The 23,348-nt window shown below is 41.3% G+C and carries 23 protein-coding genes, 1 tRNA gene and 2 pseudogenes; 7 read left to right on the top strand and 19 right to left on the bottom strand.

The window, feature by feature from the left end; translation table 11 throughout:
* Nucleotides 1-191 precede the first annotated feature (191 nt).
* The 4 genes and pseudogenes from P8F77_RS00850 to P8F77_RS00835 all read left to right on the top strand — a co-directional run.
* Nucleotides 192-590 carry a transcriptional regulator GutM gene (locus P8F77_RS00850; protein ID WP_129701948.1) on the top strand — a complete coding sequence of 133 codons (399 nt, stop codon included), beginning with the start codon at nucleotides 192-194 and terminating at the stop codon, nucleotides 588-590.
* Between the two features lie 13 nt (nucleotides 591-603).
* Nucleotides 604-1,137, top strand: coding sequence for a PTS glucitol/sorbitol transporter subunit IIC (locus P8F77_RS00845; protein WP_006567948.1), 534 nt, complete (start codon nucleotides 604-606; stop codon nucleotides 1,135-1,137).
* Nucleotides 1,134-2,123: a PTS glucitol/sorbitol transporter subunit IIB gene (locus tag P8F77_RS00840; RefSeq protein WP_129701950.1), complete on the top strand. Its 990-nt coding sequence runs from the start codon at nucleotides 1,134-1,136 to the stop codon at nucleotides 2,121-2,123. The genes P8F77_RS00845 and P8F77_RS00840 overlap by 4 nt, the downstream gene beginning before the upstream one ends.
* A gap of 129 nt (nucleotides 2,124-2,252) precedes the next feature.
* Nucleotides 2,253-2,909, top strand: a pseudogene (locus P8F77_RS00835) (DDE-type integrase/transposase/recombinase); the annotation flags it as partial.
* Nucleotides 2,910-3,218: 309 nt separating this feature from the next.
* Here the strand turns inward: P8F77_RS00835 and P8F77_RS00830 are convergent.
* From P8F77_RS00830 to P8F77_RS00795, 8 genes are read right to left on the bottom strand one after another with little or no spacing between them, the layout of a single operon-like run.
* Nucleotides 3,219-4,085 (bottom strand): ROK family protein, encoded by an 867-nt coding sequence (locus tag P8F77_RS00830; RefSeq protein ID WP_129702237.1) that lies wholly within the window; start codon nucleotides 4,083-4,085, stop codon nucleotides 3,219-3,221.
* Nucleotides 4,075-4,419 carry a hypothetical protein gene (locus P8F77_RS00825; protein WP_267898143.1) on the bottom strand — a complete coding sequence of 115 codons (345 nt, stop codon included), beginning with the start codon at nucleotides 4,417-4,419 and terminating at the stop codon, nucleotides 4,075-4,077. The genes P8F77_RS00830 and P8F77_RS00825 overlap by 11 nt, the downstream gene beginning before the upstream one ends.
* Nucleotides 4,409-5,029 (bottom strand): aldose epimerase family protein, encoded by a 621-nt coding sequence (locus P8F77_RS00820; RefSeq protein ID WP_267898144.1) that lies wholly within the window; start codon nucleotides 5,027-5,029, stop codon nucleotides 4,409-4,411. The genes P8F77_RS00825 and P8F77_RS00820 overlap by 11 nt, the downstream gene beginning before the upstream one ends.
* Nucleotides 5,030-5,060: 31 nt before the next feature.
* Nucleotides 5,061-5,726: an HAD family phosphatase gene (locus tag P8F77_RS00815; RefSeq protein ID WP_129702239.1), complete on the bottom strand. Its 666-nt coding sequence runs from the start codon at nucleotides 5,724-5,726 to the stop codon at nucleotides 5,061-5,063.
* Nucleotides 5,727-5,730: 4 nt separating this feature from the next.
* Nucleotides 5,731-7,131 carry a 6-phospho-beta-galactosidase gene (gene lacG, locus P8F77_RS00810; RefSeq protein ID WP_347256228.1) on the bottom strand — a complete coding sequence of 467 codons (1,401 nt, stop codon included), beginning with the start codon at nucleotides 7,129-7,131 and terminating at the stop codon, nucleotides 5,731-5,733.
* Between the two features lies 1 nt (nucleotide 7,132).
* Nucleotides 7,133-8,782: a PTS lactose transporter subunit IIBC gene (locus P8F77_RS00805; protein ID WP_129702241.1), complete on the bottom strand. Its 1,650-nt coding sequence runs from the start codon at nucleotides 8,780-8,782 to the stop codon at nucleotides 7,133-7,135.
* Between the two features lie 20 nt (nucleotides 8,783-8,802).
* Entirely contained in the window at nucleotides 8,803-9,111 is a 309-nt protein-coding gene (locus P8F77_RS00800; RefSeq protein WP_129702243.1) for a PTS lactose/cellobiose transporter subunit IIA, read from the bottom strand.
* A 9-nt stretch (nucleotides 9,112-9,120) separates the two neighbouring features.
* Entirely contained in the window at nucleotides 9,121-11,721 is a 2,601-nt protein-coding gene (locus P8F77_RS00795; protein ID WP_347256227.1) for a PRD domain-containing protein, read from the bottom strand.
* A 749-nt stretch (nucleotides 11,722-12,470) separates the two neighbouring features.
* Between P8F77_RS00795 and P8F77_RS00790 the strand changes: the two genes are divergently transcribed.
* The gene (locus P8F77_RS00790; RefSeq protein ID WP_129702248.1) at nucleotides 12,471-12,680 is read left to right on the top strand and encodes a hypothetical protein; all 210 of its coding nucleotides are present in this window, start codon (nucleotides 12,471-12,473) and stop codon (nucleotides 12,678-12,680) included.
* On the opposite strand, the gene P8F77_RS00785 is transcribed toward P8F77_RS00790, so the two are convergent.
* The 4 genes and pseudogenes from P8F77_RS00785 to P8F77_RS00770 all read right to left on the bottom strand — a co-directional run bounded on the left by P8F77_RS00785 (nucleotide 12,677) and on the right by P8F77_RS00770 (nucleotide 14,879).
* Nucleotides 12,677-13,396: a transposase gene (locus P8F77_RS00785; RefSeq protein ID WP_233441616.1), complete on the bottom strand. Its 720-nt coding sequence runs from the start codon at nucleotides 13,394-13,396 to the stop codon at nucleotides 12,677-12,679. The two genes, P8F77_RS00790 and P8F77_RS00785, sit on opposite strands and share 4 nt — an antisense overlap.
* Nucleotides 13,333-13,767 carry a transposase gene (locus P8F77_RS00780; protein WP_233441617.1) on the bottom strand — a complete coding sequence of 145 codons (435 nt, stop codon included), beginning with the start codon at nucleotides 13,765-13,767 and terminating at the stop codon, nucleotides 13,333-13,335. The genes P8F77_RS00785 and P8F77_RS00780 overlap by 64 nt, the downstream gene beginning before the upstream one ends.
* Nucleotides 13,768-13,989: 222 nt before the next feature.
* Nucleotides 13,990-14,265, bottom strand: a pseudogene (locus P8F77_RS00775) (nucleotidyl transferase AbiEii/AbiGii toxin family protein); the annotation flags it as partial.
* The gene (locus P8F77_RS00770) at nucleotides 14,262-14,879 is read right to left on the bottom strand and encodes a DUF6088 family protein (RefSeq protein WP_129702250.1); all 618 of its coding nucleotides are present in this window, start codon (nucleotides 14,877-14,879) and stop codon (nucleotides 14,262-14,264) included. The gene P8F77_RS00770 and the pseudogene P8F77_RS00775, both read right to left, overlap by 4 nt.
* A 307-nt stretch (nucleotides 14,880-15,186) precedes the next feature.
* Between P8F77_RS00770 and P8F77_RS00765 the strand changes: the two genes are divergently transcribed.
* Nucleotides 15,187-15,588, top strand: a complete 402-nt coding sequence (locus P8F77_RS00765) for a hypothetical protein (protein ID WP_347256226.1) — start codon at nucleotides 15,187-15,189, stop codon at nucleotides 15,586-15,588.
* Between the two features lie 72 nt (nucleotides 15,589-15,660).
* Here P8F77_RS00765 and P8F77_RS00760 read toward each other — a convergent pair whose 3' ends face one another.
* From P8F77_RS00760 to P8F77_RS00730, 7 genes are all read right to left on the bottom strand, one after another.
* A complete protein-coding gene (locus P8F77_RS00760) occupies nucleotides 15,661-16,719 on the bottom strand; it encodes a helix-turn-helix transcriptional regulator (protein WP_129702077.1) in 1,059 nt (352 codons plus the stop codon).
* 342 nt (nucleotides 16,720-17,061) lie between these two features.
* Nucleotides 17,062-17,132, bottom strand: a tRNA-Gly gene (locus P8F77_RS00755).
* Between the two features lie 65 nt (nucleotides 17,133-17,197).
* Complete coding sequence (locus P8F77_RS00750) at nucleotides 17,198-18,427, bottom strand: MFS transporter (RefSeq protein ID WP_129702079.1); 1,230 nt, start codon at nucleotides 18,425-18,427, stop codon at nucleotides 17,198-17,200.
* On the bottom strand, nucleotides 18,424-19,212 hold the full coding sequence (locus tag P8F77_RS00745) for an ABC transporter ATP-binding protein (protein ID WP_024728935.1): 789 nt from the start codon (nucleotides 19,210-19,212) through the stop codon (nucleotides 18,424-18,426). Before P8F77_RS00745 ends, P8F77_RS00750 begins: the two co-directional genes overlap by 4 nt.
* Nucleotides 19,213-19,221: 9 nt before the next feature.
* On the bottom strand, nucleotides 19,222-20,229 hold the full coding sequence (locus P8F77_RS00740) for an iron ABC transporter permease (RefSeq protein ID WP_024728936.1): 1,008 nt from the start codon (nucleotides 20,227-20,229) through the stop codon (nucleotides 19,222-19,224).
* Nucleotides 20,226-21,209 carry an iron ABC transporter permease gene (locus tag P8F77_RS00735; RefSeq protein WP_006567954.1) on the bottom strand — a complete coding sequence of 328 codons (984 nt, stop codon included), beginning with the start codon at nucleotides 21,207-21,209 and terminating at the stop codon, nucleotides 20,226-20,228. The genes P8F77_RS00740 and P8F77_RS00735 overlap by 4 nt, the downstream gene beginning before the upstream one ends.
* Nucleotides 21,202-22,164, bottom strand: a complete 963-nt coding sequence (locus tag P8F77_RS00730; RefSeq protein WP_207211681.1) for an ABC transporter substrate-binding protein — start codon at nucleotides 22,162-22,164, stop codon at nucleotides 21,202-21,204. The genes P8F77_RS00735 and P8F77_RS00730 overlap by 8 nt, the downstream gene beginning before the upstream one ends.
* Nucleotides 22,165-22,331: 167 nt before the next feature.
* Here P8F77_RS00730 and P8F77_RS00725 point away from each other — a divergent pair, with 167 nt between their 5' ends.
* The gene (locus P8F77_RS00725) at nucleotides 22,332-23,333 is read left to right on the top strand and encodes an AraC family transcriptional regulator (protein ID WP_129702081.1); all 1,002 of its coding nucleotides are present in this window, start codon (nucleotides 22,332-22,334) and stop codon (nucleotides 23,331-23,333) included.
* The last annotated feature ends 15 nt before the right edge of the window (nucleotides 23,334-23,348 follow it).

Genomic DNA, 23,348 nt, shown 5'->3' with positions numbered 1-23,348 from the left:
GTGAAGACATGGAACAAATGTTATGGAACACTCTGGTTTTTTGTATTTATTTTTGTGCAATCGTAAAATATGTTCCAAAACAATCAGATGAATTGACTTCACTTTGAGGGCAGGATAGTATCAACACATGTTAAGAGTTCACGTGAAACTTCTTGTCAATCTATTCATATCAAGGAGGTGCTAACCGCTTTATGTTTACTTATGTTCTTGGGATCTTGATGGTCACAATGGCAGCTCAGGCCGCCTTCGGCTGGTTTCAGATCAAACGAATGTACCAGTCCATTGAAGACCTGAAGAAGGCCTACCGCCATACACCGAATCTTCTGGCCATCGGAACTGCCAAATCCGGCCTGACCTTCCGCCCGGGCGTTATCGTGCTGGTCGTGGTCAATGAATCAGATGAGATTGTAGATTACTATGAAATGAAGGGACGGACTGTATTTTCCAGATTCAATCAAAAAAATGACTATATCGGATGTCCTGCCTGCTCTGTCACTGCCCTGATGAAACGGAAAAATGATAAGGCCGCTTTTGCCTCAGCCTTAGAACAAATTGCCGGTAAACGGAAAACTGCTGTCTGTCCATGTTAAGGAGGATATATTTATGAATGTATTTGTAAAACTAGCCGAAGGATTTACCGGGATCGTATCCGCAGGAGGAGAAAACCTGATGGGCCTGATCACCGGAATTCTTCCCAATCTTCTGATCCTGCTCACCTGTATCAATGCCATTATCACTCTGGTAGGAGAGGACAGGGTCATGAATTTCTCTAAAAAACTGACCCGGTTCCGCCTGCTCCGTTACACCCTGCTGCCTGTAATCTCCCTTTTCTTTTTGACCAATCCCATGTGCTATACTATGGGACGGTTCGTGGAGGAAGACCAGAAACCTGCCTTTATCGATGCCTGTTTCTCCTTTGCGCACCCTATCACCGGCCTGTTTCCACACGGAAATGCCGGAGAACTGTTTGTTTGGACCGGTATCGCAGCCGGCATTACAAAGCTCGGCTACTCCACTATGCCTTTGGCCGTGCGTTACCTGCTGGCCGGCGTCATCGTCATCTTTATTCGTGGAAATGCCACTGAATTCCTCACGAAAAAGATCATGGCAAAAAATAAAGGAGGTGCAGCAAAATGAAACCATCTGTAACGATCACAAAAGGCTCCAGCGGATGGGGCGGGCCATTGACTGTCTATGAAACGGAAACCAGGAAAGTCGTCGCTTCTGTCACCGGAGGCTCCATTCATCCTCTGGCTGAAAAAATTGCGTCGCTGCTTGGTGTCCCGGTAGTGGATGCCTTTAACAATAAAGTGGAACCCGACACCATCATCATCGCAGTGGTAGATTGCGGCGGGACACTCCGGTGCGGTGTTTATCCGAAAATGGGAGTAAAGACCATCGATATCCATCCCATCTCCCCGTCCGGGCCGCTCAGCAAATATATCAAAGAAGATAATTTTGTCTCCGGCACTACACTGGACTGTATTACCCAAAGCGGTGAGGCTGTTCCATCTGAACCTGAAGTATCCGGGCAGGCTGTCCCAGAACCGGCTGAGATAAAAGAATCCTCCCCCGCCCCTGGAGGAAATCAATTTTTTAACTTTATTACCAGCATGGGCCGCGGCATTGGAAGTATTGTGAATGTATTTTATCAGGCCGGCCGGGACACTCTGGATATTGTCCTGAAAAACATTTTGCCGTTCATGATCTTCGTCAGCATCATGGTTGGTATCATCAACTATACCGGCATCGGCGATCTCCTGGCAAATGCCATCAAACCATTGGCCGGAAGTCTTCCAGGCCTTCTGGGGTTGTCCGTTTTCTGTGCCATTCCGTTCCTGTCCCCGGTCCTTGGACCCGGTGCGGTGATCGCACAGGTGGTAGGTGTACTCCTCGGTGTAGAGATCGGGAAAGGAACCATTCCCATCGCTTATTCTCTTCCTGCACTGTTTGCCATCAACTCTCAGGTAGGATGTGATTTTGTACCTGTAGCGCTGACCCTGGCGGAAGCTGAGGACGATACCGTGAGCGCCGGAGTACCCGCCATGCTCTTTACGAGACTTGTCACAGGACCTGCGGCTGTACTTGTAGCCTATCTGTTGAGTTTCGGGCTTTACAGTTAATATCAGATGTTAAACGAAAAAACAATCAAACTGCGAAACCTCCTTCAGCAGTTTGATTGTTTTTAGATTCTGTCATATTTTTTCTTTCCATGCGCTGATAAGCTGCCTGAATTCTGGCTCATCCTGTTTGGACTTTCTCTCAGGAAAACTAAGCAGGCGCTCCATGACCTTTACGGTATCACTATCTCTCATCAGAGCATTGCCAACTACTGTAAATCCGCAGCTCTTTGCATCAAACCCTTTGTCGATCATTACGATTATGGCACCGAATCCGTCTTCACGGCTGATGAAACCTATATCAAAATCCGTGGTCTTAAAGCTTACGTCTGGTTCATTATGGATGCTGCAAAACGTTCCATCATTGGATACCGGATCTCTGATAATCGCGGTGTTGGTCCCTGTATCCTTGCGATGAGAATGGCTTTCCGAAATCTAAAAGAGCTTCCGAAAAACTTTAAATTTATTGCGGATGGATACAGTGCCTATCCATTAGCTGCCCAGCAGTTCTTCCATGAGTTTGGTGATAAATTTAAGTTCAGCATCACTCAGGTAATTGGACTTACCAACGACGATGAAGTGTCAAAAGAATTCCGACCATACAAGCAGATGATTGAAAGGCTCAATCGTACATACAAGGTCTCTTACAGACCTACGAACGGCTTTGACAACATCGACGGCGCCAACTATGACCTTGCTCTATGGGTTGCTTACTACAATTTCCTTCGTCCTCACAAACACACAGGATATAAAGTCCTAAATGAGGTGGAACTGCTAAAAGGAGCGGAACCGTTGTCACGCAAACCGTGGAATACCACAGTGCACCGCACAAGGATATGCCGCGAAAGTTGCTTGACATAAGGGTTCTCGGATTATCCTGTTTAGCAGAAAAGGGGCAACTGCGCCCTTTTCCTGCCTTCCGGCGAGGATGGGTTCGGGCAAAGTCTGATATTAGGTCAAGGGACAAGTCCCTTGCGGGTACTTAGGGCAGCGCCCTAAGCCCTCGGAGAGCTTAACGTTATCAATATCTACAGGTTTCAAGGTTCATCTGAGCCTATTTTTTATGCTCAGCTTTTTCATACATCACTTGACACTATCTTAACCTTCAAAAGCTAAACATGCTGCTCCAATCAGTCCACAATCTTCTCCTAATGCAGCTGGTACAATTTTTACATTATCTTTCAGTGCATCAAATACCTTTTCTTTTGCTCTTTTTTCAATTTCTTCAATAAATCCTGGAATTTTTAATGCAACACTTCCACTTAATACAAACAAATCTGGATCTAAGACTCCATACAAAATCGCAATAAAATTAGACAAATATTCGTATGCATCTTCCATAATCTGTTTTGCAAGTTCATTTCCTTCTTTTGCTAATTCGTAAACTTCTCCAGCATGTGCAACTTCCAATCCAACATTTTGGGCTCTGGTTGTAATTGCTGTTCCACTAGCGATTGACTCAATAGATCCATTTTTCAATGCCCCATGAGATGGTCCGTCTTCCCATAAGATACAATTTGCAACTTCCTGTGCAAATCCTTTGGCCCCTTGATAGATTTTTCCATCAATACACAATCCTGCTCCAACTCCTGTTGAAATTGTTAGAAATTGTACATGACTCTTTCCTGCTCCTGCTCCGATTACCGCTTCAGCAAGTCCCGCAAGATTTGCATCATTTTGTAATTGTACTTTTATTCCTGTAATTTGTTGCAATGCTTCTGTCAGATGAAAATAATTCCATCCTGGTAAATTTGGTGTTTCTAATATAATTCCATTAATTAAATCAAGTGGTCCTGGGCACGAAATTCCAATTCCTTCAATTTTCTGCCCAAATCCAACAATCACATCATTAATTTTTTCTTTCATCTTAAATATGGGTATCAAAAAATGACCAGAAAACACTCTGAATCCCATCATATTTTCTGGTCGCACATAGGAAATAAATAACAATGATCTATTGTTCATCTATTTGAAAAATATATTTTGTTGTAGCTTTATAAATTTCTCCCTTTCGCAGAATCACTTTGGGCTCCTTTTCAATATGTATGGAGTCTGGGAGAAACTGAGGTTCAATTGCTACACCGTCACGATTTTCATATGGTTTTCCTTGTTTTCCATTACATCCTTCATCTAAGAAATTTCCCGTATAAATTTGCATGGCAGGCAATGTTGTAGATACGGTCAATTTGCGTCCAGATTTTTCATCATATAAAGAAAGCTGATTTTCATCTCCTTTAACCATAAAAGAATGATCATAGCCTGATGCTAATTTTAATTGCTCACAATCATCAATTTTCATCAACACATGCTATTTTGTCTGCGTTAATCTTCAAGTAATGATCATAAATTTTTTCTTTCCCTGCAGATAAATTAAAATAAGAATGGTTTGTAATATTGCACAGAGTATCTTCATCACTCCAAGCTTCATACTCCATCGTTAAGTTATTACCTGTCAGTAAATATTTAACTTTTAATTCTAAGGTTCCAGGATACCCTTCTTCCATATCTGGGGAGATACAGGAAAATAATATTCCGTTTTCAATGATTTCATAGCAGAAGATTTTTTGATCAAATCCAATCTCTCCACCATGTAAATGATTTGGTCCATTGTTCACCGCCAGCTTATATGTTTTTCCATTTAATTCAAAGCTTGCTCCTTTGATTCGATTTGCAACTCGGCCAACAATAGCCCCCATATAAGTTCCGTCTTCTTTACAATCTTCGATTTCCTCAAATCCTAAAACAACATCTTCTTGTTTGCCATCCCTGTCCTTGGCAAAGATGGACAGGATATGGCATCCAAGATTTGTTACCCTGATTTGAAGTTCATCGTTTTTCATTTCAAAGAATGTAATATCATTTTCTCTTTCTTCTATTACATTCACTGCAGTTATCATATTTTTTCCCATAACGACTCACCCTTCAGGTTTGATTGATAGATTAAAAGAAATCATAAATATGTTCAAAGTCCTGCATTGTTCCAAGAACTCCTGGAAGATTTTTATATTCTTCTTCTTTTTCTTTTTCGCATACGACAAGAATCTTACCGCATCCTGCTTTATATGCATTTTTGATTCCTGAGAAAGAATCTTCAATTACTAGGATGTCTTTCATCCCAACTCCTATTTTCTTTGAAGCATCTAAAAACATCTGAATTTTATTTTCATATGTTCCATCATCGTATACCAGATTTTTAGGATCAATATATTTATCTAAATGGAAAGACTCCCGGAAAAAGTCAATATTTTCCTTAATTGAGGCACTTGCGATAGTGTAAGGAAACTTATGGTTTGTTAACCATTCAAAATACTCTACTGAGCCTTTTACTAAATGGAAATGTTCTTTATCTTTTTTGCAAAATTCACGATAAAATGCTTCTTTTTTTGAAGAATATTCTTTCACTTCTTCCAACGATGCCTTTCCATCCGTCATATATTTGATAATCTGATCGTTTGGTGTTCCATTAAATTTTCCATGCAATTCTTCATCTGTGATATCACATCCACGAAGCAGTCTAGAAATTTCATTCCAGGCTAATACATGTTTATCATTATCAAAGAACAATGTTCCATTGAAATCAAAAATGACTCCTTTATAATCTACCATACGTTTATACCTCTTTTGTTTCACTGACTTCTTTGTACCAGTATGCTGATTTCTTAGGATAACGTTCCTGTGTTTCAAAATCTATATAGAACAATCCATAACGTTTATTATATCCATTGGACCATGAGAACATATCCATTAAGGACCATACAAAGTATCCTTTAACATTGGCACCTCCTTCAATTGCTTTTGCAATCCACTGTAAATGACGTTTGATGTAATCAATACGTGGTTCGTCATCAACTGTACTATCTTTGAAATCATCTTTATATCCCATTCCATTTTCTGTGATATAGATTGCTTTATAATTTGGATACTGTTTTTTAATTCTCATGATCTGGTCATATAAACCTTCTGGATAAATTAACCAATCCCAGTCTGTTCGATCAATTCCTTCTTTAAACATATGCTCGCTGATTCCTTTTAATCGGTATACAGAAGTTCCTTTTGCCCCTGTACCATTATGATGAATCTGGCTTTCTCCATTGTATTTCTGAACAAAGTGGCTCTGATAATAGTTAATTCCAAGATAATCATTACATGCTGCAGCTTTTTTCAGTAATTCCATATCTTCTTCTTTTGGAGCAAATGTTTTATTTTCTAACTCATATAAGAAATTAATATGTTTTAATGTATTTTCAGAATAATATCCTAAGAATGTTGCATCTAGTAAGAACTGATTTGTCAGTGCATCTTCTCTTTCTGCCGCTAAAACATCTCCCGGTTTTTTCTCATCATAAGGATATTTTGTTTCTAGGGAATGGATAATACCAATCTGACCTTCATATCCACCTTCTTCAAATGCAATGACTGCTCTCGCATGTGCAACCATCATGTTATGCATGGATTCAACAGTTTTAACTACATCATATTTTTCTCCTGGTGGGAATGTACCTGTAATGTACTGGCCAGATGATACTGGCCAGATTTCATTAAATGTAAACCAATAACGGATATCATCTTTGAATTCTTCAAAACAGAATTTTGCATATCTTTCATAGCAATCGATGGTATGTGGATTTAAGAAATCTCCATTTTTATGTAATTCATTTGGTGTATCAAAATGATGTAATGTGATAAATGGCTCTACTCCATTTTCTCTACATTTCTTAAACATTGCATGGTAGAAATCCACACCTTCCTGGTTAACTTCTCCCTCTCCTGTTGGGAAAATTCTTGACCATGCAATAGAAATACGGATTCCATTGACGCCAAACTGTTTACATAAGTCTAAATCCACTGGATATTTATGATAAAAATCACTTGCTGGATCAGGGCTGAACCAGCCCTGTTTTTCCAGATAATCGTCCCAGGCTACTCGTCCTTTTCCATGAGCCTTTGATTCACCTTCACACTGATATGCTGCAGTTGCTCCACCCATGATAAAATCTTTTGGTAATCTCATATTAATTATCTCCTTCTAAAATCTTAAATACGAATTTGATTGCTGCGTCTGGATCTCTTGTCAGTGCAATGTACTGTTTTCCTTCACAAGCTACACATTTAATTCCTAGACGATCTGTATCTTTCTTCAGATTTTCATAGAAAGCTGCTACCTGAGGTGCTAAAACGACAAGATCATAATCCTGCATGATATCTGTATGTGCTCCATAAGCTCCTGCAGCTGCGATTAATGGAATGTTTTTCTCTTCTGCAGCTTTCTTCAGAGCATTTGCTAATAATCCTGATGTTCCACCACCAGCACATAATACTAAGATTCTCTTAGATTTTAATGTATCTGCATCAACTTCAATCTGCTGTTCTTCAGAACCTACTTCTTCTAATCCTTTTTCTTTTTCTTCTTCACATTTCTCATGATCATAAACTTTAAAGAATGGATAGTATACTACAAAGTCTAATACTAGTAATGCAATAGCTAAAATTGCTGCTTTTAACGCCATACCACAACCAAGGAATAGTCCTAATGGACCTGGTGTTGTCCATGGTAAGATATATAAGAATGAGTTCATTCCAATATAATCAACGAAAATCTTAAATAACCATACATTTAAGATTGGTGCACAAATAAATGGTACAAAGAATACTGGGTTTAAGATTAATGGTGCTCCGAATAAGATTGGCTCATTTACTCCGAATAAAACTGGAACGGAAGAAGCTCGTCCAATAGCTCTTAACTCTTTTGATTTTGCTAAAAATGCAAACATCAAAGTGATCATTAATGTTGCTCCAGTACCACCAAAAGTTGCTACGAACTGCTGTACACCTGGTGTTAAAATATTTGCTGCATGATCTCCTGCCTGATATAACTGTAAGTTGTTTGCGATATTTACATAGTAGATAGCAGCTACTGCTGGTTCTACGATGGCTGGTCCCTGAATACCTACGAACCAGAACATTGCCATAGCTCCATAAATGATTGCTAATCCAACATATCCATCAGCTGCTGTAAACAGTGGCTGGAATACCTGAATGACTGCCTGTGCAAAACACATATCAAACTGTTTTCTAAAGAAGAAATCAAAGATTGTTAATAATAATACGCATGCTCCAAAGGGAATAACATCTTTGAATGTCTGAGAGATATTTGGTGGAACTGCATCTGGCATTTTAATTGTAATATTTCTTTTAATAAAGAATTTGTAAAGGTTGGCTGTAAAGAATGCTACTAAGAATGCTGTTAATAATCCTTTAGATCCCATATATCCTGATGCGAATCCATCTTTAATAGAATCTACAGCGACTACCATGAATCCGATCATAGAACACATCATTGTAGAAATGGCGTTGATCTGATTGTCTACTGGCATATCTCGGTTAAACGATTTTGTTAAGTGGTAACACGTTGTTCCTGCTACTACCAGACCTAAAATTCCCATAGAATAGTTATATGGTTTTAACAGGAATGCTTCTACTGTTTTACTCCAATAGAATCCAAAAATATTTGGTACATATGCCAACAGCATAAAGATACTTGAGAATAAAACGATTGGCATTGCGGAAACAAATCCCTCCTTAATCGCTTTTAAGTATCTGTTTCTTGCGATGGCATCAAAATACGGTTTCATTTTTTCAATTGATTTTATCAGTTTATTCATAACTTATATCCTCTCTTCATTTATTTTCTATAAACGTCAATCAATGTTCCAATGATGTCCTTCAATAATAATGATGTCATTAAATGATCCTGTGCGTGTGTCATGATAAATCCCATTGTAACTGTTTCTCCGTTTGCTTCTTCTTTCATGACATCCATTTGTGAGTTATGTGCTTCATTCAAGCAATCATTTGCCTGTTCAATTAAGCTGTCACATTCTTCAAAGTTTCCATTTTTTGCTTTTTCTAGTGCAAGTAATAATTTAGAGCGAGCATCTCCTGAGTAAGAAACAATTTCAAAGCTGATCATGTTTAATTCGTCTTTTGTCATAATAACCTCCTATTCTCGTATAATCGTAATGATCGTTGCAATCTCCGTCTCATTAATATATACGTTAAACTCTTTTTCCATTGGTTCCAGAATTTTTTTCACTTCTGGAACCATTTCCTTGTTCTTGTCAATCACACCTGATGCAATAAAACTAATGGATGGTGTGTATCCCTGTCTGATTCTGTCTAGTAAACAAACGATGTGAATAATCAATCCGATTTTTTTGTTCTCATCCAGTTTTACATTTAACAGATATTCTACTTGTTGCATGAAATCGTCCAGATATATTTCCACTTTGGCCATATCCAGTTCTGGAAAATTTCCCTCTAAATATTCATACGTTTCGGTGATTCCCGTCTTATCCAATTCATTCTGTGTTTGGATATAGTCATTTAGGTTTGTTTTCTCAGATTTCATTAGCTGATTAACGTCAATGAACTGATATTGATAGAGCAGTGGATCATAATCTCCTACAATCCCAACAATTTCTCCTTCATCTGCTATACCATCAATCATGCTATATAGCTGACCTTCATTTGTTAATACAACTCGTCTGATTTTTATATCATTCCAGCTCATATTTTCGTTTATAAATCGTTGTATTTTTTCTGCTTCAGTTTCAGATTTTGATATGATGACTACAATTTTATTGCTTCCATCATAATTTCTACTGTATGCTGCTGTCTTGAAATTTTCCTGAAGATATCCGTAAATATCATCTATTGCCTTTTCTTCACTTGCTTTGTTGCTACATGCTACACCAATTAATGTAATTGGTGCTTCTACAAATCTGATGTCGATATTCGTTTCCGCTGCTATGGATTCTGCCATAGTCCTCAAAGATCCCATGTCATAGATTAGGATGATTCCTTTTCCTTGATCAATTCGAATAATCTCTTTCTTGAAGTCTTCATATGCTTCTTTCATGTTCTTATCTAATGGTAAGTTAAAAGCATATGTATTATTTTCATTAGAAAGTTCATTTACTGTTTTAACAACCGCTTGTGCTGAATAATCCCCATGCATTGCAATTAATGTAACAACCTGCTGTTTCTTTGTGACTCTTTCTTCTAAGAGGAACATCATCACAAACATAATCTCATCCACATTCAATTTTGTGTGAAAGATTTTTTCTGTTTCTAGAACAAATTCCTTTGCCAATTGATATTCCTGTGGATAGGAAACTGTCATTTGCGTGATTTCTTCATTTGATACCCTTTGTTTTGATTCATTTCTAATCAATGCTGAATTCATATGGAGACACAAGGCACACATTATCTTCTCGTCATATTTTATTTGAAACGTCTCTTCTGCTTTTTTCAAAAACATGTCGACATGTTCAATCATCTTGTTGGCAATGATATTTTTCAGCATCGTCCGATTGGAAATTTTCTCACTTAATTCGTTATAATACTTTTGGAAATCCTCTTTTAATGCAACAGATACATATGCGTCAATCTCTTCCTCTTGAATCTCCTGTTTCTTATACTTTTTCTTTCGATCATCGATAGACTGATAAATATCTTTCTTCTCTTCTGCCTTTTGTGCTTGCTTTTTCAGCATAGTAGAATGTGTAAATGCGTAAACATACTGTTCCGAAACTAACTTATCCAGTTCTTCCTTATGTACTTTCAAATATATAAGCCCTTTCCTTACATACGGTGGAAAATCAGAAAGCAATATTTCGATAAATTTATTTTTTGAACTTCCTTTCCGTGCATAACAGTTTACACATCCTGTATGGATATCTTTTTTTAATCCTGTCACATTGTCTACTGATTCATATAGGAGTAATGCAGATAATATCTTTGCATCCATTTCCAGATTCTTACCAATATTTGTAATTTCATCACATAAAAACCTTTGTACCAGTTGAAATCTCTCTTCCAAGGATCTCTCATTTAAGATAGGAAGTTTGATCTCGAAATCTGTTTTTTCTTGTAATGAATGATAAATTTCCTGATCCGCATTTGAATCGGTGCGACAGATTAAAATTCCTCTTTCTTTAGTAGAAAGTAAACGCCTCCTTTCATAGGCTGGAAGCAAATCAATATGATTGATTAACAGCATTCCATTTTCTGATTGATTTAGAATTCCAACTTCATCTTCAGTTCCAAAAAGTAGCTTCTGTTGATAGTCTGGAATTTCTTGATAAGCTTTACAATCAAATGTTAATAAAACTTCTTTGTTTTTAACTACGCCGGATTTCACAGCAAACTGAAAAACCGTTTCTGCAAAATAATGTGCTCCACATCCTCGTTCTGCAGTTATAAGAATACTTGACCTTCCTTTTGGATAAAGGATCGTTGCTTTCGCAACAGCTACTGCATCTTTTAATGATTGATCATAGCCGATCAGTCTCTTAAAAACCTCTTCTGCTTCTTCAGATAAGTTAATGTATTGATACATGACCGGGCGCCCTTTTTGCTTGATCAATTTTCCTTCATTAACTAATTGGTTTAAGATACTGCTTAAATTGGTCCTTTGCATACCTAACTTCCCTGACAAAAAGTTCGTAGTAAATCTTGGATATTCATCATGTTCAAATTCTAATGAATATGTTGTAATGAATTCATATACTCGTTCTTTGTTGTTCTTATTCAGTTTCATATGCAACTCCTATTCTGCGCTGTACTTACCAGCTGCCTATACTATACTCAAATCAATACTTTACTTCAATTTTGCAAAACCACCCATTTTTTATACACATAAGCTGTTTTTTCGAATGTGTATAGGTTTTTTTACATTTTTTGCTATACTATATTACCAATTTTACCATGTGTATAGTTTTTTTTGCTATATTTATTCAAGATTATACACATTTTTTTATCGGCAACAGACGAGAAACGTACTTTGAAAAGTAAATATTATTTAAAACAGAAAAAAGAACATAGAAAATAGACATAGCTGTCGCTATGCCTGAAAAATGGTGTATAATAGTTAAAGGATTATGCCACATCTAAAATCAACTTTCTCAGGGTGGATTCATAGGGCAAATCCCAAGCATCCAAGTGCTGCAGCATAAGGATGTGATATAGGCGGCAGTACCACATCTTAGTTGAGCGGTGCCTGCCGCTTTCTAATTGAAAGTCTATTTTCTCACGTTTATTCGAACGTTCAGCTGAAGTTCTGAATAGGAATTCCATCTTTTGCAATGGTAAAATCATCCTTATATTTCATACTGATTCCGCGTTTTTCATTTAAGTCGATAAAAGGCTGTATGCCGTTTTCACGACAATACCGATAATACGGCATGGTATCATGAGCAGAATCCAAAAGCCATTTGCTGATATGAAAATCAGGAAGAAAGGCAAATCACTTTCCGAGTTGGATGCAACCAGCATATATAAATCGTAGCCATGATAAAAACAGTCTCGAGAAGAATCATATCCGACATCACAATCGGGCTGGGAAAAGTAGCGGTCGCAATCACAGGAAGTGATACCATTTTCGGAACACTTACAGATACGGTGTTTCCGTTCACGTGCAGATGTAACAACAGGCATACCGTCACCGGCAATGGAAAGATTGGAGGTATCAATCAATCCTTTGGAGATGGAAACGGTTAAAAATTCATGGTTGTAAATCTTGAAAAGAAAAGCATATGGTTGGTTACATTCAAGACAACACGCTCTACATAATTCTGTGATTCCATCAATTCTTCATAGTCAGTAGGTGTGAAAGGTTTCTTTTCAGACACCATATGGTAAATGCAGACCATCATCATCCTGGCAATGGCAATGATCGCTTTTTTGTGGCCTCTGCGTTTTTTGATCCGTCCATATTTGATTGAAAAATAAGGCTGTTTTTTGCTCTTGATTGCGGCAAGGGCGCATTGTACCATCATCGGTTTCAGATAATCGCCTGCTTTTGCGATACGGACAGATTTTTTCTTGCCTGCAGATTCATTGTTGGCAGGAGAAAGACCACACCAGGAACAAAGTTGTTTGGCATCGTCAAAGATGCCCATGTTGACACCCGTTTCAGCAAGGACGATGGTGGAACTTAGTTCTGTCATGCCCGGCATCGTGCTTACGAACTCGACAAACTCATAATAAGGTTTTATGCGGACATAGAACTCCACTTCGGTTTGGGTAATCATATCATCCAGATATTCGAGATGTCCGCGGGTAAGTTCCAGCTTTTTAGCCTGGTCTGTTTCAATGTTATAATCTTTAATGGCTTCAATGATTTCATCCGACTTGGCTTTGGCTCCCTTTTTTATAAGTTTGCAAACGGCTTTTTCATCAATGGTATCAGCGTTATGTTCCAACAGATAAGACATGATTTGGGTTGCCGTCCTGCCAAAACCAGGTCAAATTTGTAAAGGTCGGCAATCCATTTGGAATCTTTTTTGTCCGTCTTCTTCCCCTTGATGGCTTTGACATATTTGGGGTGGGTAAGACAGACTTCCATGTCGTTTTCGAGATAATTAAAAATAGGAATCCAGTATTTTCTTGTGGATTCCATACAAACATGATAACAATGATTCTCGATAAGCCAGTTGTGGAACTTTTGAATACCCGAGTTGATGGTTGAAAAAGATTTCTGCTTATATTCAGATATTCCGTCCTTGTTGGTAGTTACGATGGTAGCAACGATAACATTTTTGTGGACGTCAAGCCCACAGCAGATGGAGTGTTTCAGCTTCATCATAAGTATCACCACCTTAATAAAAAAGAATAGCAACATTGACTGTCATCCTGCGACTGAATAAACATGGTTTATTGCCAATGATAAGAGTCCGGGCTCAAAGTCCCACTTGTTTGTGCCTTGAGCGAAGCGAAAGGAATGACAAAATTTATGAATGTATTTGTAAAACTAGCCGAAGGATTTACCGGGATCGTATCCTCAGGAGGAGAAAACCTGATGTTTCTCCCAGGGTTCCTCTTTTTGGTACCCCAGTACCCTCCAGTCTAAGATCAGGTCAATATCTTCGGAAAAACGGCTGATTAGATGAAATGCCTTTGACAAGCTGGTACCACCCTTAAAAGTAATCGACTTTTTCCAGGGAGAATGGTGAAACAGATAATCCAGTGTATAACAAACCCAGAAATCTTTTTCCACAATCGCATCATGTAGTCACATTTTATCTGCTGTATTTCGGAACAGCATCCGTTTATCGTTGTCTGAAAACCTTGCGATATTTTTCATTTCTGCTGTACCTCCCCGGCAATCTTACGTATTGCATTGTAAACCCAGTCCGTAGATTCTGACGCTTCTCTTAACATGGCGGCCTTGTCTTCCTCACTCAATCGGGAGCTAAGCGCCTGAATGGTTTCGGAAGTGACATTTGTTTTTCCCAGAGTTTTTAATGCCTGAATAACGAGCGCAGTCATATAGGAAAGACCTGTAATCTCTTTGTTGGTCCGATGCTTAAATTCAATCTTCGTAGAGTTCCACTCATAGGTTTTATACGGACCGTCACTGATGTAGGACCAGACCGCTGTTACCTGTGTAGAAAGCCCTAACAGATTCAGTGCCGTATTCCCACAGTGAGCAATCGTCCAGTGGTAATTACGAGCCAACGCATTTGCCACTGCCTCTGGATCTGCCGCCACGTATTCTTTTAGCATTTCGCTGTATTCCGGTTTTTCATAAATACCTTTCAAAATTCTCCGAAGGGTACCCGTCTGTGTAAGCCTGTTCAGATTCCGTCTTATGGTTTCTGTATCAGCAATGTCCGCAAAATCTGAGTTGACAAAAACGGTTCCTTCTAAAGCATTTTCTATCCGCCCCTGTATTTGTTTGGAATATCCGTTTGCCATTACACCGACCTCCTTTGTCCCGAATATTATATATTATTCGGGACGATTGGGGCACTCGGCAGATAAATCAGTCGTGCATCAGATACACGCTGTTTTCCGCATCCCTCATCAAATATAAGCCCCAAAATCCACCGGACTGCTAACCATATTTATTTTTTGTCTTTAATTCAACAGCCTCCTTTATTCGACGATTTTTTGTTGTCTTTCAAAGCTGGAAAAGGAATTGAATAAACAACGGTAAACGCTCAAACCCCTTGAAAAATAAGGTTTTTTCTGTTTGTCATTATTATACCGTAAGGGCAGCATCATGGTTGGTATCATCAACTATACCGGCATCGGCGATCTCCTGGCAAATGCCATTAAACCATTGGCCGGAAGTCTTCCAGGCCTTCTGGGGCTGTCCGTTTTCTGTGCCATTCCGTTCCTGTCCCCGGTCCTTGGACCCGGTGCGGTGATCGCACAGGTGGTAGGTGTACTCCTCGGTGTAGAGATCGGGAAAGGAACCATTCCCATCGCTTATTCTCTTCCTGCACTGTTTGCCATCAACTCTCAGGTAGGATGTGATTTTGTACCTGTAGCGCTGACCCTGGCGGAAGCTGAGGACGATACCGTGAGCGCCGGAGTACCCGCCATGCTCTTTACGAGACTTGTCACAGGACCTGCGGCTGTACTTGTAGCCTATCTGTTGAGTTTCGGGCTTTACAGTTAATATCAAATGTTAAACGAAAAAACAATCAAACTGCGAAACCTCCTTCAGCAGTTTGATTGTTTTTAGATTCTGTTATATTTTTTCTTTCCATGCGCTGATAAGCTGCCTGAATTCCGGCTCATCCTGTAGAAAATGAAACTCCTCATTTTCAGGGTCTTCAAATTCGCTTAAGATCTTTGGAAGTATCGACTTTCCAAAATGGTCCGTGCTGGACTTACTGCCTGTGTATCTGTACAGCGGCGATTGGCCCGGCTCCCATTTTTTAAGAATCGCCGGAAACATATCTTTCAGTATGGTGATACACTGACCAATGTCTTTCCTTGCGAATGCAAGCTGAAACTGCGCTGAGTAAGACCCATAGTCCCACAACCCAAACAAACGCACTACCTGCCTTGATATATCAGCGATCTCATCTGCGTCTTTGGGCCTGTTCTCTTCAAAGGCTATGGTCATCAAATCCATCAGCGCAACCTGGATGTCATTTAATCTCTTTAAAAGTCTGCTTTCCAGGACACGGCCCGCATCCTCCCACTGTTTCTGTTTCATATACAGCCTTGTCCGAATCTGGTTCTTATCCATCATGGACTCCTCCGGCAGCTCCTTAAGGAATATTTCTGCTCTGTCATATTCCTCGCGGTCTATATACTTAAAGATCAGCAGAGAACGCGCCCGGTCCCTGACCTCTGCATCGGTGCTCTGGGCTGCCCGTTCATACAGTTTTTCAATATCATTCTTGAAATCAGTACAGTCCTCCTTGGAGTAAATACCCAAAATTCCTTCCAGTGTGACCGCAACATTCAAGATCAACGGATCACAGGATGGATACTCCCGTACTTTTTCCATTCCCATATGAAATGCATGCTCCGCTCCGTTGCTGGAAACATCCGCTGCCAGTTCATTGAGAAAATCTGTGATTTCCTCTTTGGTTGGTTTTTCTTTAAAGGACAGAAGGGTATTCAGGTCTGTCTCCAGTAACCGCGCCAATGCAGGGAGCAGTGTAATATCCGGATAGGACACTGCTTTTTCCCACTTGTTGACCGCAGGGGCGGAAATCCCCAGCAGGGAAGCCATCTGTTCCTGGGTTAAACCTTTTTTTATCCGCAGTTCCCGAATCATTTCATTGATCTTCATAAGCCCATCTCCTTTTCTCTTTTCATTGTATCAGCCCGATGAAACTCCTACAATTGAATCCTTTTTTATTTTTCCTCAGGAGAATTTAACCAATGGTTAAAATGATGATCAATAGAACAAAGTGGGCAAGCCCGCTTCAACGCCCCAACCCCTCCCCTCACTCTTTGAGGGGCTTGACAACTTTGCGTGCCTGATGCAATTTGCCGCAGGCAAAATAATTTCCTTACGCATCTGTGCACAACCCGCGGAGCGTTTTTATTTCATAGGGAAGGTCATAGAACTTTCCTATGGAAGAAAAAAAAAAACTGCCTGTAAAACAGACAGTTTTTCAAAATTCTTATAAGCGGGTGATGGGAATCGAACCCACGTGATCAGCTTGGAAGGCTGGAGTTCTACCATTGAACTACACCCGCATCTTTCAGACAAGTAATAGTATAGCAAAACTAAATACAATATGCAAGAACTTTTTTAAAATTTCTTAATTCTTTTTTATTGCCTGTTTTACAAAACATGCAGTCCCAAGGCTTGCCGCTGATACAAAAAGAAACAACACGGGAACCGAAATACCTGCTTCTAGAATCTGTCCGAACAAAAACTGTCCGGGAGGTATCGTGGCTGTCGCCGCTGCCGTTGAAAACGCACTGGTCTTTCCGATCATAGATCCGGGGACTGCCTGCTGCATGTAAGTCAATGAAATCACATTGGACAGGCCAAGGGAAAGCATGACAGCAAAGCCGCCTGCCCCAAAAGCACATATATTAATGAGCGGGCTTTGGAACGCAAATCCGGTCAGACACATGAAAAGAAACGAAACCGGCATCAGGTAAAGCACTCTGTGGATCACAGCCATGGAAAAACGCTTGGGAAACACACTGATCAGTACTCCCCCCGTGATCATCCCAAGCACTGTGATCCCCTCCACAGATCCATAGACTTCTGAAGAAAGACCCAGCACATTTTTTATAAAATGCGGTGCAGCTACGGAGAAAACCGGAACAATGAACAGGTTGGACAGACCGTAAGAGAAAATAATCTTTAATATGATAGATTGAAATTTTTTTAAGTACAAAAACCCTTGATACATTTCGTTCACACTGCCCAAAAAAGAGAGCTTGTTTCTGGAGCCGTTCTTTTTTTCCGGCAGATGCAGAAATCCTTCCATCAGCGCTGAGACAAAGAAACTGATTGCATTTAAAACCACGATCCAACGGATCCCCAGAAAACCATACAGCATCCCCGCAATGACAGGTCCTGCAAAATTGGCAGCGGATCCGATCTGCTGTACAATGCCATTGGCCCGGTAAAGCTGTTTTGCTGAAACAGACAGAGGGATGGAGGCTGTCACCGCCGGTGAATATATAGTACTTGCAGCTGACAAAAGGATCATTGTGACAGCTATGACAGCTGGCCGGTCATGTCCTGAAAATAAAAAAGCCGCATAGCAGCTTATAACAATGCCGCTGAAGATGTCTGTACAGACCATGATCTTCTTTTTGCTGAAGTAATCTGTGATATTTCCGGCTACCGGCGCGAGCAGAACATATGGAAGCATAGAAATTGAAAGGATCGTAGCAAAAATGCCCGGACTCCCGGTCAGGTCCAGTACATAGAGAGACATACAAAACCGCTGGATGGCACTGCCGAACAGAGAGATCATCTGCCCCGCCGCTATGATAACAAAATTTGCTTTATTCCCCCGTCTGCTCATTCCAGCTCATACTCCGTGCAGACCGGATATGTGCCGTCCTCACTGAGTGTAAGCTTAGCCCGTATACCATAAAGTGTCTTCAAATTCTGTTCTGTTATCACATCCGCAGGTGTTCCCTCAAACACCATCTGCCCCTCCTTCATTCCAATGATATGGTCTGCAAACCTGGATGCATGATTGATTTCATGGATCACCATGACAATGGTTGTTTGGTTCTTTTGGTTTAATTCTTTTAATAGAGAGAGTATTTCCAGCTGGTGAGACATATCCAGATAAGTGGTTGGCTCATCCAGTACAAGAATTTCTGTCTCCTGCGCGAGCGCCATGGCAATCCAGGCCCTCTGCCTCTGTCCGCCTGAAAGAGAATCTGCCCTTCGGTCTTTCAGTGCCAGAATGCCTGTTGCCTCCATCGCCCAGCGGATCACCTGGTGGTCATGTTCTGTCAGTCCGCCTACAGGTTTCTGATAAGGGAACCGCCCGTATGCCACCAGTTCCTTTACTAAAAGTCCCTCCGGTACCTGCGGGCTCTGGGGCAGAACTGCCATCTGTTTTGCGGTCTCCCTGGGAGCCTGCTTTTTAATCTCCGTACCGTTGATAAAGATCTCGCCCTTTTTGGGCTTAAGTATCCCGGCCACAGATTTGATCAGTGTAGACTTTCCGCATCCATTGCCGCCGACTACGATGGTGATCTTCCCGCCGGGGATATTCAGATTCAGCTTTGGTATGACGATGGTCTGCTCATAGGCGACAGTGATATCCCTCACTTGAATCTTTTGTTGTTCCATTTTACACCCTTACCTTTCTTTCATCAGGAGATAAACAAAATATGGCACTCCGATCAGGGAGATCATGATACCCGCTGGTATTTCCAGCGGTGAAAACAGATTCCTCGCAAGTGTATCCGCTCCCAAAACTAAAATACTGCTTAAACATGCTGCCGCAGGAATCTGTCTTTTGTGCACAGGCCCCACGAGACGTTTTGCCAGATGCGGTCCGATCAGTCCGGCAAACGCGATATTCCCGGCCACAGAAGTGGCACAGGCAGCCAGACAGACTGCGAGAACAAGGAAAACCTTTCTTTCCCTCTCCACTTGAACCCCTAATCCCATAGCCAGCTCATCTCCCAGATCCATCACATCCAGCGTTCTGTTTTTGTAAAAGACAATAAGGATCAGCACAATAATAATGGGCGCAGTCATGGCAACATACATCCAGCTGCTGCCCCACAGGCTGCCGCCAATCCATGCCAGAGCCTGATTATAGTCTCCTTTTGACATGTTCAGCTGATAAAGAGTGATCAGGGCATTGACCCCTGTGTTGACACCAATACCTGCCAATATCATTTTTACAGGCCTCACACTCCCATTATCCCTGGCCAGAAGATAAATACACAGAAAGCTTATAAAAGCACCAGCCGCTGCCGCTATGGGCATGAGCAGAACAGTGCCAAAGCCCAGTGCCGTATAATAGCTGGTGCTCTGTACAGAAATCAAAAGCACAACCGCAAGTGCCGCGCCTGCATTGATACCGATGATCCCGGGCTCTGCAAGATCATTTTTGGTGACACTCTGCAAAATACAGCCTGAGACAGATAATGCAGCTCCGGTTAGAACCGCCGTCACTGCTCTTGGGAGCCGCAGATCAAGTACAGCGATATTCTGCATGCCGTCCCCTTTGCCGAAAAGCGTCATTACAACATCTTTTGCCGTCATGGAGTAGCTTCCATACATTAAGGCTCCCACAAACACGGCCAGAAACAAGAACACCACCAGGGCCACTGCTGTACGCTGCCTTTTTTTCATCTGCTTTGCTCCTTTCTGATCAGCCACAGAAATACTGGCACACCTAATATAGAGGTAAACAGCCCTACCGGAGTCTCATATGGCTGGTTTGCCAGACGCGCGGCCAGGTCCGCCCATACCATCAGCACACTTCCGCCTAAGAAAGACAACGGTATCATTCTTCTGTAGTCATTGTCGAATATCTTTCTTATCATGTGGGGAATGACCAATCCAACAAAGGCGATATTTCCTGCGCTGGCCACACAGACGGCACAGACCGGAATCAGCAGAAGAATCGACCAAAGCCTGATCCTTTCGGGACGGACACCCAGTCCTGTGGCTGCCTCATCTCCAAGGCTCAGGATGTTGATGCTGCCTGCCAGAAAGAAAAACAGAATCAGAGAAATCCCTCCTGCAAATAGTAAAAGCCACACATGGCCCCATGTGATGGACTTAAATCCTCCCGCTACCCAAAACGCAAGCTCCTGGGAACGGTTTCCCAGAATCCCGATCAGGGAGGATAACGATAGAAAAAAGGTTCCCAGGGCTGTCCCCGCCAGCAGAAGCCTTGAGACACTTAAATTTGTCGTTCGCAGGCAAAATCCAAGCACAAGAATCCCGCCGAGAAAAGCACCTATGAGGGCCGATGCTGTCAAACCGAAAAGGCCGGATACTGCCGGTATTACACTTGCAGCTGCCACAGCCAGGGAGGCTCCCTGCGTCATTCCCATGATGGACGGCTCGGCCAGGGGATTCCTGGTCACCCCCTGCATCACAGCGCCCGCACTGGCAAGCATCCCTCCTGTCAATACAGCGGCGATGGCCCTAGGCAGCCTGACTTCCCTGATCAATTTTATATCCAGTGAATCCCCGCCTTTAAAGAGCGCCGAGGCCACCGTTTCAAACGGCAGCCTCTTTGCTCCAAGGGAAACAGCCAGCAGCACTCCAGTTATCAAAAGGATAACGGAAACTGCGGCAAACACAGAAACCCTTTTACTCATTCATCTTCTCCATTAAACCGTTCACTTCATCCAAAAATGAGAGACGCCCGATGGAACTGTATCCCTGGTTAAAGTAAGGGCTTGCGGGAAGCTCTGCCACATGTCCCTTCTTCACTGCGGGAAGCTCTTTCCACACAGAGTTTTTCTTTAAAGCTGCCATATCATCTTTGGTTCCCATGGCAAGAATATAATCTGCCTCAATGGACGCCAGCCCTTCATATGATACTACCGGAAGGCTGATATCCTTCTGCTCCGGCAGTCCTTTCGGTCTTTTTAATCCCATATCTTCATATAAGATACTTCCTATCCCGGCCTTGTCATACACAAAGATTTGGCCTCCACTGGCAAGGATGGAAAGGTAGCTTTTATTCTTTCCGTAGGATTTTTTGATTTCTTTTCCCTTTTCACGGGCCTTTTTCTTATAGTCTGCAAGCCATGCTTCGGCTTTCTCTTTTTTCTGCATGATATCGGCTACCTTGAGCACATCTTCTTTCCAGTCTGTCTGAGCCAGCTTCAGCATAACTGTGGGAGCCGCTTTGGAAAGCTGCTGATACATTTTTTCCTGTACTGAGGAAATAATAATCAGGTCAGGCTTTAACGCAAGAATCTTCTCAACGTCCATTTTGTCCTGCATACTGTAGCCCAGGATCTCAGCCCCGGATAGCTTCTTTTCTAAATAGGATGGGAACTTTGTATAGTCATACGCATCTGAGTTGGCGGTTCCGACTACAGAATAACCGAGGATAGAGAGGATATCACTGTTTCCGCTGATATCAACGATTCTCTTTGGATCTGCAGGTATTTTAACCTTTCCTTTGGCATCTGTCACAGTGATGGTTTTTGAATCCTCTTTTTTATCTGTCTGATCTTCTTTTCCTGAGCATCCCGCCAGCAATGCTGCCAGGGCTGCCAGAACTAAAATGACTGTAATGAACTTTAATTTTTGCGTTCTCATTGTACTTTTACCCTTTCTTCCTGTATACTATCCTTAGTTAGTTTTACCTAACGACTTCGCAACGTATTGTACCTAACCCCGACCCGCTTTTCAATTGATTTTTATTTTATTCATCCATTTGAATAAATCTGACACTCAATAAAATAACTCAGAAAGGAATCCATGAAATGACCATAACCTCCAGTAAAGCTTTCCGGGAGGAAGTGCTGAACCAGCTTTCATTTCAGCCGTCCTCCCATGGACACTGTACTTTATATCAAAATGTATCTGCACCGGAAAGCGGGTATTTTTTATTTTATTCCCGTCCTGGTTATTATGAGCTTGGAATCGCAGATTATACGATACCTAAGGATTTTCAGATCCAGTTTGACAATCCGGAATCTCTTTTGAGGTTTGGAACCGTATATAAGGGAAGTACAAAGTTCCAGCTGAAAAATCAACAGGTATCATCCTTTACTCCCTCTTCTTTTTTTGTGGCAGAAAAAAATCTGAAAGGAAAACAGGCCTGGCATCAGGGGCAGCATTTTCACGGGACAGAGATAACCGTCCACAAAGCCTTTTTGGACGAGATTGTTTCCGTGACTTTCCCTGATTCCCTTTCCCTGAGTGACTTTAAACAAAATCATACTTACCGCTATCTGCCCCATACTGTCATTTCCGTTATCCACCAGCTCAACAGCCTGTCTGTCTCCGGCCGTCTGTCTCCTCTTTTTCTGGAGAGCAAGATCCTGGAATGTCTTGCACTTCTGACAGAGGAAGTCAAAAAGCCTAAGGATAATATGTTTCAGCACCAGCTTGATTTCGGGTTGATACAAATTGGAAAAAAACGCAGCTTCAGGCTTACGGCCTCAGATATACAGGCCATTCAGAAGGCCCACGATATTTTGACGGAGCAGGCAGTTCATCCTCCTACCATTGAAGAACTGAGCAAGAAGGTGTTTTTAAACCAGCAAAAGCTGAAGGCTGGTTTTGTGAAGCATTATCATATGACCATCGGGGAATATACCAGCAGCCTGAGAATGGCAATGGCGGCTGGCCTTCTCTCTGCCACAGATCTTTCTGTCAGTCAGATCGCAAAAAGAACAGGCTACCGGTACAGCGGAAACTTTTCTAAGAAGTTTAAAAGTTATTATGGTGTTAGCCCTCTGGAATACCGCCGGTCCCAATAGAACTTGAAATTAATG

Origin of the sequence: Anaerostipes sp. PC18 (assembly GCF_039789045.1) — a bacterium.
Classification (GTDB): Bacteria; Bacillota; Clostridia; order Lachnospirales; family Lachnospiraceae; genus Anaerostipes; species Anaerostipes hominis.
The sequence above is the reverse complement of the archived record's forward strand: the minus strand, read 5'-3'. Positions and strand labels throughout refer to the sequence as shown.

Coding starts and splice junctions, on each gene's coding strand:
- P8F77_RS00845 (WP_006567948.1), top strand. CDS start 604: ATGAATGTATTTGTAAAACTAGCCGAAGGATTTACCGGGATCGTATCC.
- P8F77_RS00780 (WP_233441617.1), bottom strand. CDS start 13,767: ATGATGAAGCTGAAACACTCCATCTGCTGTGGGCTTGACGTCCACAAA.
- P8F77_RS00795 (WP_347256227.1), bottom strand. CDS start 11,721: ATGAAACTGAATAAGAACAACAAAGAACGAGTATATGAATTCATTACA.
- P8F77_RS00745 (WP_024728935.1), bottom strand. CDS start 19,212: ATGGAACAACAAAAGATTCAAGTGAGGGATATCACTGTCGCCTATGAG.
- P8F77_RS00840 (WP_129701950.1), top strand. CDS start 1,134: ATGAAACCATCTGTAACGATCACAAAAGGCTCCAGCGGATGGGGCGGG.
- P8F77_RS00760 (WP_129702077.1), bottom strand. CDS start 16,719: ATGAAGATCAATGAAATGATTCGGGAACTGCGGATAAAAAAAGGTTTA.
- P8F77_RS00805 (WP_129702241.1), bottom strand. CDS start 8,782: ATGAATAAACTGATAAAATCAATTGAAAAAATGAAACCGTATTTTGAT.
- P8F77_RS00815 (WP_129702239.1), bottom strand. CDS start 5,726: ATGGTAGATTATAAAGGAGTCATTTTTGATTTCAATGGAACATTGTTC.
- P8F77_RS00850 (WP_129701948.1), top strand. CDS start 192: ATGTTTACTTATGTTCTTGGGATCTTGATGGTCACAATGGCAGCTCAG.
- P8F77_RS00765 (WP_347256226.1), top strand. CDS start 15,187: ATGGTTGGTATCATCAACTATACCGGCATCGGCGATCTCCTGGCAAAT.
- P8F77_RS00790 (WP_129702248.1), top strand. CDS start 12,471: ATGATAAAAACAGTCTCGAGAAGAATCATATCCGACATCACAATCGGG.
- P8F77_RS00825 (WP_267898143.1), bottom strand. CDS start 4,419: ATGAAAATTGATGATTGTGAGCAATTAAAATTAGCATCAGGCTATGAT.
- P8F77_RS00725 (WP_129702081.1), top strand. CDS start 22,332: ATGACCATAACCTCCAGTAAAGCTTTCCGGGAGGAAGTGCTGAACCAG.
- P8F77_RS00800 (WP_129702243.1), bottom strand. CDS start 9,111: ATGACAAAAGACGAATTAAACATGATCAGCTTTGAAATTGTTTCTTAC.
- P8F77_RS00750 (WP_129702079.1), bottom strand. CDS start 18,427: ATGAGCAGACGGGGGAATAAAGCAAATTTTGTTATCATAGCGGCGGGG.
- P8F77_RS00770 (WP_129702250.1), bottom strand. CDS start 14,879: ATGGCAAACGGATATTCCAAACAAATACAGGGGCGGATAGAAAATGCT.
- P8F77_RS00735 (WP_006567954.1), bottom strand. CDS start 21,209: ATGAGTAAAAGGGTTTCTGTGTTTGCCGCAGTTTCCGTTATCCTTTTG.
- P8F77_RS00740 (WP_024728936.1), bottom strand. CDS start 20,229: ATGAAAAAAAGGCAGCGTACAGCAGTGGCCCTGGTGGTGTTCTTGTTT.
- lacG (WP_347256228.1), bottom strand. CDS start 7,131: ATGAGATTACCAAAAGATTTTATCATGGGTGGAGCAACTGCAGCATAT.
- P8F77_RS00730 (WP_207211681.1), bottom strand. CDS start 22,164: ATGAGAACGCAAAAATTAAAGTTCATTACAGTCATTTTAGTTCTGGCA.
- P8F77_RS00820 (WP_267898144.1), bottom strand. CDS start 5,029: ATGGGAAAAAATATGATAACTGCAGTGAATGTAATAGAAGAAAGAGAA.
- P8F77_RS00785 (WP_233441616.1), bottom strand. CDS start 13,396: ATGTCTTATCTGTTGGAACATAACGCTGATACCATTGATGAAAAAGCC.
- P8F77_RS00830 (WP_129702237.1), bottom strand. CDS start 4,085: ATGAACAATAGATCATTGTTATTTATTTCCTATGTGCGACCAGAAAAT.